General features: G+C 67.6%; 12 protein-coding genes. 7 read left to right on the top strand and 5 right to left on the bottom strand.

Features of this window, described 5'->3' with window-relative positions; all coding sequences use genetic code 11:
- Positions 1–38 precede the first annotated feature (38 nt).
- Entirely contained in the window at positions 39–854 is an 816-nt protein-coding gene (gene ppsR / locus Q3A80_RS01035; protein WP_446327280.1) for a posphoenolpyruvate synthetase regulatory kinase/phosphorylase PpsR, read from the bottom strand.
- A gap of 376 nt (positions 855–1,230) precedes the next feature.
- On the opposite strand from ppsR, the gene ppsA reads away from it, so the two are divergent.
- The 3 genes from ppsA to Q3A80_RS01020 all read left to right on the top strand — a co-directional run bounded on the left by ppsA (position 1,231) and on the right by Q3A80_RS01020 (position 5,243).
- Complete coding sequence (gene ppsA / locus Q3A80_RS01030) at positions 1,231–3,630, top strand: phosphoenolpyruvate synthase (RefSeq protein WP_446327279.1); 2,400 nt, start codon at positions 1,231–1,233, stop codon at positions 3,628–3,630.
- Positions 3,631–3,839: 209 nt separating this feature from the next.
- Positions 3,840–4,274, top strand: a complete 435-nt coding sequence (locus Q3A80_RS01025; RefSeq protein WP_446327278.1) for an NfeD family protein — start codon at positions 3,840–3,842, stop codon at positions 4,272–4,274.
- Between the two features lie 33 nt (positions 4,275–4,307).
- Positions 4,308–5,243 carry an SPFH domain-containing protein gene (locus Q3A80_RS01020; protein WP_446327277.1) on the top strand — a complete coding sequence of 312 codons (936 nt, stop codon included), beginning with the start codon at positions 4,308–4,310 and terminating at the stop codon, positions 5,241–5,243.
- 295 nt (positions 5,244–5,538) lie between these two features.
- Here Q3A80_RS01020 and smpB read toward each other — a convergent pair whose 3' ends face one another.
- Entirely contained in the window at positions 5,539–5,985 is a 447-nt protein-coding gene (gene smpB / locus Q3A80_RS01015) for an SsrA-binding protein SmpB (protein ID WP_006478511.1), read from the bottom strand.
- A gap of 99 nt (positions 5,986–6,084) precedes the next feature.
- Here smpB and Q3A80_RS01010 point away from each other — a divergent pair, with 99 nt between their 5' ends.
- The gene (locus Q3A80_RS01010) at positions 6,085–6,522 is read left to right on the top strand and encodes a type II toxin-antitoxin system RatA family toxin (RefSeq protein ID WP_040144470.1); all 438 of its coding nucleotides are present in this window, start codon (positions 6,085–6,087) and stop codon (positions 6,520–6,522) included.
- A 4-nt stretch (positions 6,523–6,526) separates the two neighbouring features.
- Complete coding sequence (locus Q3A80_RS01005) at positions 6,527–6,850, top strand: RnfH family protein (protein WP_059450006.1); 324 nt, start codon at positions 6,527–6,529, stop codon at positions 6,848–6,850.
- A 63-nt stretch (positions 6,851–6,913) separates the two neighbouring features.
- Here Q3A80_RS01005 and Q3A80_RS01000 read toward each other — a convergent pair whose 3' ends face one another.
- The 3 genes from Q3A80_RS01000 to Q3A80_RS00990 all read right to left on the bottom strand — a co-directional run bounded on the left by Q3A80_RS01000 (position 6,914) and on the right by Q3A80_RS00990 (position 9,981).
- Entirely contained in the window at positions 6,914–7,873 is a 960-nt protein-coding gene (locus Q3A80_RS01000) for a DMT family transporter (RefSeq protein ID WP_446327276.1), read from the bottom strand.
- 191 nt (positions 7,874–8,064) lie between these two features.
- Positions 8,065–8,730: a Vgb family protein gene (locus tag Q3A80_RS00995; protein ID WP_446327275.1), complete on the bottom strand. Its 666-nt coding sequence runs from the start codon at positions 8,728–8,730 to the stop codon at positions 8,065–8,067.
- Positions 8,731–8,760: 30 nt separating this feature from the next.
- The gene (locus Q3A80_RS00990; protein WP_446327274.1) at positions 8,761–9,981 is read right to left on the bottom strand and encodes a helix-turn-helix domain-containing protein; all 1,221 of its coding nucleotides are present in this window, start codon (positions 9,979–9,981) and stop codon (positions 8,761–8,763) included.
- A gap of 113 nt (positions 9,982–10,094) precedes the next feature.
- Between Q3A80_RS00990 and Q3A80_RS00985 the strand changes: the two genes are divergently transcribed.
- Positions 10,095–10,859 (top strand): DUF899 domain-containing protein, encoded by a 765-nt coding sequence (locus tag Q3A80_RS00985; RefSeq protein ID WP_446327273.1) that lies wholly within the window; start codon positions 10,095–10,097, stop codon positions 10,857–10,859.
- 30 nt (positions 10,860–10,889) lie between these two features.
- Positions 10,890–11,753 carry a copper chaperone gene (locus Q3A80_RS00980; RefSeq protein WP_446327272.1) on the top strand — a complete coding sequence of 288 codons (864 nt, stop codon included), beginning with the start codon at positions 10,890–10,892 and terminating at the stop codon, positions 11,751–11,753.
- Positions 11,754–12,032 lie beyond the last annotated feature (279 nt).

Here is a 12,032-nt window from a genome sequence, read left to right as displayed (position 1 = left end):
TGGGCGGCGGCCTCGCGGCCGCGCCGGCGGGCGACGCGTCAGTACGACTGCCGGTCGAGGCGGATTTCCTGCAGGATCGTCGTCGCGATCTCCTCGATCGACTTGTGCGTCGACGACAGCCACTTGATCCCTTCGCGGCGCATCATCGCCTCGGCTTCGTTGATCTCGTAGCGGCAGTTCTCCGGCGCCGCGTACTTGCTGCCGGGGCGGCGCTCGTTGCGGATCTCGGACAGACGCTGCGGGTCGATCGACAGCCCGAACAGCTTCTCGCTGTACGGCGACAGCGCCGACGGCAGCTTGCCGCGCTCGAAGTCTTCCGGAATCAGCGGATAGTTTGCTGCCTTCACGCCGTACTGCATCGCGAGATACAGGCTCGTCGGCGTCTTGCCGCTGCGCGACACGCCGACCAGGATCACGTCGGCTTCCGACAGGTTGCGGTTCGACTGGCCGTCGTCGTGCGCGAGCGAGAAGTTGATCGCCTCGATCCGCGTCTTGTATTCCTCGGTATCGGCGTTCTGGTGGCCGCGGCCCATCGCGTGGCTCGACTTCAGTTCCAGTTCCTGCTCGAGCGGCTCGACGAAGCGCTGGAACATGTCGAGCACGAGCGCGTTCGAGCGCTTGACGATGTCGTTCGACTCGCTGTCGACGAGCGTCGTGAACACGATCGCGCGGCGGCCGTCGTGCACGGCTGCCTCGTTGATCTTCTCGACCGTCGCGAAGGCCTTGTCGAGCGAGTCGACGAACGGCACGCGCACGAGGCGGAATTTCTGGTCGAACTGGGAGAGGATCGAGTGCGCGAAGGTTTCGGCAGTGATCCCGGTGCCGTCGGAGACGATGAAAACGGTAGGCAGCATGAATCTGGGCGTCGAACGTGAAGGGCGGTTGCGCGGACCGCTGGAGGTTCGCCTCCACACGCAGTGACAAGGTCGCGCCACATCCGGCAGCCGGCACGGTAGAATAGCGGCAACCTGTTGGATAAGCAATTGCGGGGGCACGGTGCCGACGGCACCTTCGGCTTGTCGCCATTGAACGAAAACTCCCGGCAAGTTCGGCGATTCGTCTGAATATATCGCCCTTCTGCCGGGTTTTTTGCAAATCGGGTCGGAAGGTTTTTCGCCGCTGCGATTGTTTCTCCAACAGGTTGCGCAAGACGCGCCGCGCCTTTTTGCAAGCGCCCGCGTCCAAGCCCACTTGCGCAATCGAGCATTTTTTTCACACTTAGGGGCTTGTATGACTAACGCAGCAAACGTCGCAAAGGACCAGGCGTATGTAATCCCGTTCGAGCAGTTGCGGATGACCGATGTGGAGATCGTGGGCGGCAAGAATGCGTCGCTCGGCGAGATGATCAGCCAGCTTTCCGAGGCAGGCGTTCGCGTACCCACCGGTTTCGCCACGACCGCGCTCGCATTCCGCGATTTCCTGAAGCACAACGATCTGACCGATCGCATCGCCAAGCGTCTCGAGTCGCTCGACATCGACGACGTGAAGGCGCTCGCCGAAGCCGGTGCCGAAATCCGTAAATGGATCGTCGACGCGCCGCTGCAGGCACGCCTCGAGCAGGAAATCCGCGCACAGTTCGAAATCCTGAAGAGCGGCTCGCCGAGCGAGCTGTCGTTCGCCGTGCGTTCGTCCGCGACCGCGGAAGATCTGCCCGATGCATCGTTCGCCGGTCAGCAGGAGTCGTATCTGAACGTCGTCGGCATCGAAGACGTGCTCGACCGCATGAAGCACGTGTTCGCGTCGCTGTACAACGACCGCGCGATCTCATACCGCGTGCACAAGGGCTTCACGCACGCCGAGGTCGCACTGTCGGCCGGCGTGCAGCGCATGGTCCGCTCGGACGTCGGCGCGGCCGGCGTGATGTTCACGATCGACACCGAATCGGGCTTCAAGGACGCCGTGTTCATCACGTCGAGCTACGGCCTCGGCGAAACGGTCGTGCAGGGCGCCGTGAACCCGGACGAGTTCTATGTGTTCAAGACGACGCTCGCACAGGACAAGTACCCGATCATCCGCCGCTCGATCGGCTCGAAGCTGATCAAGATGGAATTCACGCAGCCGGGCGAGCCGGGCCGCGTGAAGACGGTCGACGTGCCGCACGAGCAGCGCAACCGCTATTCGATCACCGACGAAGACGTGATCGAGCTCGCGAAGTACGCGGTCATCATCGAGAAGCACTACCAGCGTCCGATGGACATCGAGTGGGGCAAGGACGGCCGCGACGGCAAGATCTTCATCCTGCAGGCGCGTCCGGAAACGGTGAAGAGCCAGGCGAGCGGCAAGGCCGAGCAGCGCTTCAAGCTGAAGGGTCAGTCGCAGGTGCTGGCGACGGGCCGCGCGATCGGCCAGAAGATCGGCGCGGGCCCCGTGCGCGTGATCCAGGATCCGTCGGAAATGGAACGCGTGCAGCCGGGCGACGTGTTGGTGGCCGACATGACCGACCCGAACTGGGAGCCGGTGATGAAGCGTGCATCGGCGATCGTCACGAACCGCGGCGGCCGCACGTGCCACGCGGCGATCATCGCGCGTGAGCTCGGCGTGCCGGCAGTCGTCGGCTGCGGCGACGCGACCGACATCCTGAAGGACGGCGCGCTCGTCACCGTGTCGTGCGCGGAAGGCGACGAAGGCAAGATCTACGACGGGCTGCTCGAGACGGAAGTCACGGAAGTGCAGCGCGGCGAACTGCCGGAAATCCCGGTCAAGATCATGATGAACGTCGGCAACCCGCAGCTCGCGTTCGACTTCTCGCAACTGCCGAACGGCGGTGTGGGCCTCGCGCGTCTCGAGTTCATCATCAACAACAACATCGGCGTGCACCCGAAGGCGATCCTCGAGTACCCGAACATCGACCAGGATCTGAAGAAGGCGGTCGAGAGCGTCGCGCGCGGTCACGCGTCGCCGCGCCAGTTCTACGTCGACAAGCTGACCGAAGGCGTCGCGACGATCGCCGCGGCGTTCTATCCGAAGCCCGTGATCGTGCGTCTGTCCGACTTCAAGTCGAACGAGTACAAGAAGCTGATCGGCGGTTCGCGCTACGAGCCGGACGAGGAAAACCCGATGCTGGGCTTCCGCGGCGCATCGCGCTACATCGCCGACGACTTCGCGCAGGCGTTCGAGATGGAATGCCGTGCACTGAAGCGTGTGCGCGACGAGATGGGCCTGACCAACGTCGAGATCATGGTGCCGTTCGTGCGGACCGTGAAGCAGGCGGAGCGCGTCGTCGGCCTGCTCGAGAAGTTCGGCCTGAAGCGCGGCGAGAATGGCCTGCGTCTCGTGATGATGTGCGAAGTCCCGACCAACGCGATCCTCGCCGAAGAGTTCCTCGAGCACTTCGACGGTTTCTCGATCGGTTCGAACGACCTCACGCAGCTCACGCTCGGCCTCGATCGCGACTCGGGCATGGAACTGCTGGCCGTCGACTTCGACGAACGCGACCCGGCCGTCAAGTTCCTGCTCAAGCGTGCGATCGACACCTGCCGCAAGATGGGCAAGTACGTCGGCATCTGCGGCCAGGGCCCGTCCGATCACCCGGACTTCGCGCAATGGCTGACCGACGAAGGCATCGTGTCGATCTCGCTGAACCCGGACACGATCATCGATACGTGGCAGGCGCTCGCCAACCGCAAGTAACGATCGGTCATGCAACTTCGGCGAAAGGGCGGTCCGCCGCGCTTTCGTTGAAGGCAAAATGCAAGGTTCGTGCTATAAACACCCCGGTAAGCACCGGGGTGTTTTTTTTCGTCGGTACTCGCGGCCATCGCTCGCGTGCCGACCGCTTCGCACAGCTGCGCGCGCAGCGAATATAGTGAGCATCGCGGGACGTTTTTCTGGAGACCACAATGATGTCGGGGCATCTGTTCTGGTGGGTCGGAGTCGGCGTGCTGGTCGTGGCCGAATTGCTGACCGGCACGTTCTATCTGCTGATGATCGCGCTCGGCTTTCTCGCGGGCGGGCTGCTGCAGCTCGCCGGTGTCGCGCCGCACGTGCAGGTCGGCGCGGCGGCCGCGGTCGCGATCGTCGCGATGATCGTGCTGCGTCGTTCGGGGCTCGGACGCAAGCAGAAGCGCGACACGTCGACGAATCCGGACGTCAATCTCGATATCGGCGCGACCGTCACGGTCGACGCGTGGCACGACGGCCGCGCGCGCGTGCAGTATCGCGGCGCCGACTGGGACGTCGAACTCGCGACCGGCGAGCGCGGCGACGCGCGCGTCTATCAGGTGAGTGCCGTGCGCGGCAACTGTCTCGTCGTCATCGCGAAGCCCGCGGGCTGATCGTCCACTGATACAACAAGGAGGAAATACTTCATGGATTCGCTGATCATCTGGGGCGTCCTGTTCGTCATCGCGATCGTGATCGTGTCCAAGACGGTGAAGATCGTGCCGCAGCAGCATGCATGGGTGCTCGAACGCTTCGGGCGCTATCACGCGACGCTGTCGCCCGGCCTGAACATCGTGCTGCCGTTCGTCGACCGGATCGCGTACCGGCACGTGCTGAAGGAAATTCCGCTCGACGTGCCGAGCCAGGTCTGCATCACGCGCGACAACACGCAGCTGCAGGTCGACGGCGTGCTGTATTTCCAGGTGACCGATCCGATGAAGGCGTCGTACGGGTCGAGCAATTTCGTGCTTGCGATCACGCAGCTCGCACAGACGACGCTGCGCTCGGTGGTCGGCAAGCTCGAGCTCGACAAGACCTTCGAGGAGCGCGACTTCATCAACCACAACATCGTGTCGGCGCTCGACCAGGCCGCCGCGAACTGGGGTGTGAAGGTGCTGCGCTACGAGATCAAGGATCTGACGCCGCCGAAGGAGATCCTGCATGCGATGCAGGCGCAGATCACCGCCGAGCGGGAAAAGCGCGCGCTGATCGCCGCGTCCGAAGGCCGCAAGCAGGAGCAGATCAACCTCGCGTCCGGTGCGCGCGAGGCGGCGATCCAGAAGTCCGAGGGCGAGCGGCAGGCCGCGATCAACCAGGCGCAGGGCGAGGCCGCCGCGATCCTCGCGGTGGCCGAAGCAAACGCGCAGGCGATCCAGAAGATCGCGAACGCGATTCAGTCGCAGGGCGGGATGGATGCGGTGAACCTGAAGGTCGCCGAGCAGTATGTCGGCGCGTTTTCGAATCTCGCGAAGCAGGGCAACACGCTGATCGTGCCGGCGAACCTGTCGGACCTCGGCACCGCGATCGCGTCGGCACTGACGATCGTGAAGAACGCGGCGCCGGCCGCGGGCGCGAAGGGCTGAACGCACGGGCGTGGTCCGTGCGCCGGCGGTAGCAGGGTGCGCGGGTTGTGCGCCGGCGTCGCGCCGAGCATGTGCTGAAGATGTGCACGGCTACGTGCCGCCGATGTGCCGGCCATGCGGCGAATCGTCGCGCAACGGAAGTGCAATCCCGTTTGCATCGTGACATCCGCGCGAAGCAGCGATTCATCGGGGACGGTGACCGTCGGTCCTGCCGGCGCTCATACCGATCGCACGCCACAAGGCAACACGGCCCGCGTCGAGCGGGCCGTGTCGTTTGCGATGCGGGTCTGGCGTATCAGGTGCCGGCGCGCATGATGCGGGCCTTTTCGCGTTCCCAGTCGCGCTTCTTCTCGGTTTCGCGCTTGTCGTGCAGCTTCTTGCCCTTCGCGAGCGCGATGTCGCATTTCACGCGGCCGCCCTTGTAGTGGAAGTTCAGCGGCACGAGCGTGTAGCCGCGCTGCTCGACCTTGCCGATCAGCTTCTTGATTTCCTCGCGGTGCAGCAGCAGCTTGCGCGTGCGCACCGGGTCGGGCTTGATGTGCGTCGAGGCTTCGGGCAGCGGGCTGATGTGGGTGCCGATCAGGAAGATCTCGGCGTTCTTCACCACGACGTAGCCTTCCTTGATCTGGCCGCGCCCGGCGCGCAGCGCCTTGACTTCCCAGCCCTCGAGCACGAGACCCGCCTCGTAGCGTTCCTCGATGTGATAATCGAAGTGCGCTTTCCTGTTGTCGATGATGCTCATGAAAGGATCGGGCCAACTCGTTTAAAATCACGATTTTAGCAAAGCGGGGCGGGAATCGCCCGGCTTGGCGTTTCCACCTCAAGCGATGCCGCGCGATTTATGGCAGATGTCCAGAAAACCGTATTGATCCGCCATTCGGCGGAACAGATGTTCGACCTCGTCACCGACGTGGCCGACTACCCCAATTTCCTGCCCTGGTGCGGCGGCGTCGAGATTCGCCGTCAGGACGACAGCGGGATGGAAGCGCGCATCGACATCAACTTCAAGGGTATCAAGCAGCATTTCGCGACCCGCAACATCCAGCAGCGTCCGACGCGGATCGACATGGAATTCGCGGACGGCCCGTTCAAGAAGTTCACGGGCTCGTGGCGCTTCATCCCGCTGCGCGCCGATGCGTGCAAGATCGAATTCGCGCTGCACTACGAGTTCTCGAGCATCCTGCTCGAGAAAATCATCGGGCCCGTGTTCAGCCATATCGCGAACACGTTCGTCGATTCGTTCGTCAAACGCGCGGACCAGCGCTACGGGAAGGGGTGACGCGATGCTGTCGATCGAAGTCTGCTATGCGCTGCCGGATCGCCAGACGCTGATCCCGGTGTCGCTGCCCGAAGGCGCGACCGTGCGTGCGGCGATCGACGCGAGCGGCGTGCTCGCGCTGCATCCGGAGATCGATCTCGCGCACGCGAAGACCGGCGTGTTCGGCAAGCTCGCGCCGCTCGATGCGCCGCTCGCCGATCACGACCGCGTCGAGATCTATCGTCCGCTGATCGTCGATCCGAAGCTCGCGCGCCAGCGGCGCGTCGACAAGACCCGCCGCGAAGGCTCCATCGAGGGCCGCAAGTGGATGCACAAGGACGCGCGCTGACGCGCCGCTTCTGCGCCGCATCACCTCATCCGTTCCGATTCGTCGGACCCCACGGGCCCGCGCTCAGTGGGCCGTGACGTTCGCGGTGGCGTCGCCGTGCGTATTGCCGTGGCGGCGCACCGACCCGTAGACGCCCGCGAGCAGCAGCGCGAGCGCCGCGATCTCGAGCGCGCGCGGCATCCGGTGATCGTAGACGAACGCGTACAGCATCGCGAATACGGTCTCGAACACGATCAGCTGGCCCGACAGCGTCAGCGGCAGCCGCTTCGATGCCGCGTTCCACAACCCGTTGCCGAGCCACGACGCGCCGATCGCGAGCGCGAGGTTCAGCAGCCAGAACAGCTGCCACCGCGATGCAGGGACGGCCGCCTGCACCATGCCGGCCGGCAGCGCGAGGATCGCGAGCCAGCAGAGGCCGCCGATCGCGCCGGTCACGACACCCCACAGCACCGACCACTCGTTGCCGCCGAAATGGTGATGGCGCTGCAGGTAGCGCGCGTTCGCGACCGCGTACCAGGTCCAGCTCGCGAGCGCGCCGCTCGCGCATGCGAGGCCGGCGAGCTTCTGGCCGAGCGTCGTCGCGTGCGCGGCTTCCGACGTGAACAGGTCGACGTTGATGCAGACGATGCCGGCGATCACCAGCGCGAGCGGGGCGGCGAGGCGCCGCAGCGGCACCGCGCCGTGGTCGCCGAGGCCCGCGAGCGTGACGGTCACGGGCAGCACACCGACGATCAGCGAACTCGGCGCGATGCCGACCAGGTGCACGGCCGCGGACAGCAGCATGTAGTACGCGACGTTGCCGATCAGCGCGAGCCGCGCGAGCGCGACGAGATCCTCGCGGGTCAGCCGCGCGAGCAGCGAGCGGGCGGCGGGCAGCGCCGCCGCCAGCGACACGAGGCCGTACATCGCGTAGCGGCCCGCGCTCAGCAGCAGCGGCGAGAAGTCGGTCAGCAGCCGCGGCACGAGAAACACCATCCCCCACAACGCGCCCGCGAGGACGCCATAGACCACACCGCGCTGCATCGACTGCTCCGAACAAATGACTGACGAGCGCGCATGTTAACGACGGCGGCGCGGTCGCGTCTTGTTCATTCCTGCACTCGGAGCGGGTCGCGTTCGGGAGGGGGCGGCCGACGGCGCCGCCGCGACAGGGTTCCGTTGTTTGCCGGAAGCCGGCGGTGCGGCGGGCGCGGGTGGCGTCGACGCTCGGCGGATCAGCGCTCGACCGGCTCGGCCGGCGTTGGCGTCCGCGCAGGGCGGCGCACCGCGCGCAGCTTGCCGCTGTTGCCGCCGCCGCAGTAGAACGTATCGCGGCCGTCGGACTCCAGCCCCGACACGCCGACACCGGGCGGCATGTCGACCTGCTCGAGCACGTCGCCGGTGCGCGGGTCGATCCGCCGCAGCTCGCTTTCGTCCGCTTCCCAGGTGCCGTGCCACAGCTCGCCGTCGACCCACGTCACGCCGGTGACGAAGCGGTTCGATTCGATCGTGCGCAGCACGGCGCCCGATTGCGGATCCACCTGATGGATCTTGCGCTCGCGGTACTGGCCGACCCACAGCGTGCCCTCGGCCCACGCGAGCCCGGAATCGGCGCCGCCGCCGGGCGCGGCGATCGTCGCGAGCACGCGGCCCGAGTCGGGATCGATCTTCTCGATGCGATCCTCGACGATCTGGTACAGATGGCGCCCGTCGAACGCGGTACCCGCATGTGCGGCGACGTCGAGCGCGCGCACGGTCGTGCCCTGTTCGGGATCGAGCGCGTTCAGCTTGTCGCCGGACGCGAACCATACGTGCCGGCCGTCGAACGTGACGCCGTGCACGCCGTTGCCGCCCGGAAACGGGCCGTATTCGCGAAGGATGTCTGCGGTGGAGCGTTTCATGTTTGTCACCTCGTCGTTGGTGTACCCATCCTAGTCGCCCGGCAGCGGCGCGGGGAGTAACAAGGTCGTCGCGAATCCGGGCAGCGGCGGCGTCATCCAGCGGCGCGCGCGGCCGCGCCCGAGCGCCTGCACCTTGTGCGCGTCCGCCAGCGCGTCGAGTGCGCGCTGCACGGTGCGCTGGCTTGCGCCGAGCGCGAGCGCCAGCGCGGAGCTCGACCACGCCTCGCCGTCCGCGAGCAGCGCGAGCACGGCCGCATGGCGATCGTCGACCGGGCGCGCGAGCACGACGGTTTCGCGCGGGCCGAGCGGTTCGAGCGCGAAGCCGCCTGGCGTCGCGGTGATGTTCGCGAGCGGCCGCAGCATCGCGCGCAAGCGGCCGATCTCGACGCGCAGCCGGGCGCGATGCGATTCGTCCGCGTGCTTCGCGCGAAACGCCGCTGCGACCAGCGCGTTTCTCGACACGTCGCCGGGCCACGCTTCGCCGAGCATGCGCGCGAGCACGAACAGCACCGGGCGGCGCGCGAGCGACACGGTCGTGCGCGCGTCGCGCACCGCGTGACGGCATGCATCGACGACCAGCGCGTTCGATTCCAGCAGCGCCTCGACCTCATCGAGCAGCACAAGGCGCGACGTGCCGCGCGCGATCAGCCGCGCTGCCGGCGTATCGAGCACGCGCGCGGCCGTCTCGACTTCGGCCGTCAGCGCGGCGATGCCGGCGTCCCGCGCCGCTGCGCGGGCACGCGCGAGCGCCGAGCGCGCCGCGTGCGGGCGGATGCGGCGCATCGCGATGCCGGCCGCGACCAGTTCGTGGGCGGCACGCGACGCGGCCGGCAGCGGCGCGGGGTCGAGATTCGCGAGCCGCCGCTCGGCGTCGTCTAGATGCCCGATCAGCAACAGCCGGCGCACGCCGAGATAGCGCGCATGCGCGGCGTTCGCGCGGTCGCCGTGCGCATCGAGCGTCGCGCACGCGGCGTCGAGTGCGCGCGACGGCCACCCGAGGTCGCGCGACGCCAGCGCGATCTCGGCTTCCGCGACGACGCAGCGCGCTCGCGCGACGGCTTCCTTCGCGCCGAATGCGCGGGCCGCGGCGCGCATGAGCGTGCGTGCGCGCTCGAAATCGCCGAGCTGCGCCATCGCGATGCCGCGCAACGCGAGCGCCGGTGCGTCGTCGCGCAGCGCGACGCGGTTCAGCGCGCCGAGCGGGTCGCCTGCCGCGAGCGCCCGCGCGGCGGCGGTGATCAGCGAATCCATCCGAATCCCGACACAGTTGTCACTCCCTCCGGTCCGATGCCCGGCCCTAATCTAGCACCACGCACACGGCGAAAGCGCCGTGCCCGGATCCCTGTCGAAAGGAGGAACCCGAAATGACGAACCATCTGACCGGAACGCGCGACGAATGGCTGGCGGCACGCCGTGCGCTGCTCGATGCAGAAAAGACCTTGACGCGGCAGAGCGACGAGCTCGCGCGACGCCGCCAGGCGCTGCCGTGGGTGCGCGTCGACAAGACCTACCGGTTCGATACCGAGCACGGTCCGGCGACGCTCGACGATCTGTTCGGCGGCCGCTCGCAGCTGCTCGTCTATCACTTCATGTTCGGCCCCGATTACAAGGCCGGCTGCCCGTCGTGCTCGGCGCTCGCCGACGGCTTCGACGGCTTTGCGGTGCATCTCGCGAACCACGACGTGACGCTCGCGGCGGTATCGCGCGCGCCGCTCGCGAAGCTGCTCGCGTACCGGCAGCGGATGGGCTGGCGCTTTCCGTGGGCGTCGTCGGACGGCGGCGAATTCAACTTCGACTTCAACGTGTCGTTCACCGAAGCGCAGCAGCGTACCGGCGACGTCGAATACAACTACGCACGGGCCGGCCACGCGATGGACCTGGACCCGCCGCCGGCCGCCGTCGCGCAGTTCGCCGCGACGTGCGGGACCGACGCTGCCACGTACGCGCGCGACCGGCCGGGGATGAGCGCGTTCGTGCGCGACGACGGCGTCGTCTACCACACGTATTCGACGTACGCGCGCGGGCTCGACGCGCTGTGGGGGATGTACCAGTGGCTCGATCGCGCGCCGCTCGGGCGCAACGAGACGGGCGTGTGGTGGCGCCGCCACGACGAGTACGCGCGCGGCTGAGCGCCGGGCCGGCGGGCGAGGGGGCGGGCGATGAGCGCGGCGACGAAAGCGGTGACGAACGCGGTGACGGAACCAGCGACGAAAGCGGCGGCGACCGGTGCTGCGGACGGCGGCCGGCGCAGGTTCGGCGCCGTGCTCGGCGCGGTGTTCGCCGCCGCGGTGTGGGCGACCGTCGCGCACCACGCGTCGATGGACGCGCCGGGCGGGATGCCGATGGCGGGCGGCTGGACGCTGTCGGCCGGATGGCTCCGGCCATGCGGATGGCGCGCCGCGCACGCGTTTGCCGCGTTTGCCGGCATGTGGGGCGCGATGACGGTGACGATGATGCTGCCGGTGCTGGCGCCGGTGCTGTGGCGATACCGGCAGCGTGCCGGTGCGTTGCGCGGGGCGCGTGCGGCATCGCTCGTCGCGGTCGCGGGCGCCGGGTATTTCTCCGTGTGGATGGCGGTCGGTGCGCTGGTGTTTCCGGCCGGCACCGCGTTGGCGGCCGCGGCGGCGCGGCTGCCCGCGCTCGCCGCCGCACTGCCGTTTGCCGCCGGTGCCGTCGTGCTCGGCGCGGGCATGCTGCAGTTTTCCGGCTGGAAGATGCGGCGGCTGGCTTGCTGCCGGCATGCGCCGGACGACGAGGGTGCGCTGTCGCCGAGAGCCGGTGTCGCGCTCGCATGCTGGCACGGCGTGCGCGCTGCGCTGCGGTGCGGCGCCTGCTGCGGGAACCTGATGGCTATTTCGCTCGCGGTCGGCATGATGGATCTGCGCGTGATGACCGCCGTAACGGTGGCGATCGCCGCCGAGCGGCTGGCGCCGGCCGGCGAACGCGTCGCGCGGATCGTCGGCGCCGTCGCGATCGGCGCCGGCGCGGCGATGATCGCGTGGGCGGCGGCCGCGCTGGCGTAGCGGCGAACAGGGCCGCGAGCGCACGCGGAGCGGCATCGGCATCGCGCCGGCGGCGGGCCCTGCGGTCTACCTTGCAACGAAATGCGGCCGCCCTGATTCCGGCGGATTCCGGCAGATTTCCGGCCGATTCCGCCCGGTTGCGCGAATGGGCCGATGCCGGGGCGAAACGAAAGGCGATCGAAAACGAACCGAACGGCGATCCGAACGATTCGGCCCCCGGACGCCGGAAAACGGCTAACCCGTTGTTCGTGTTGTGAAAAATCGCAGCGCTTCGCGTAT

The organism is Burkholderia sp. SR8 (assembly GCF_052851275.1).
The sequence above is the reverse complement of the archived record's forward strand: the minus strand, read 5'-3'. Positions and strand labels throughout refer to the sequence as shown.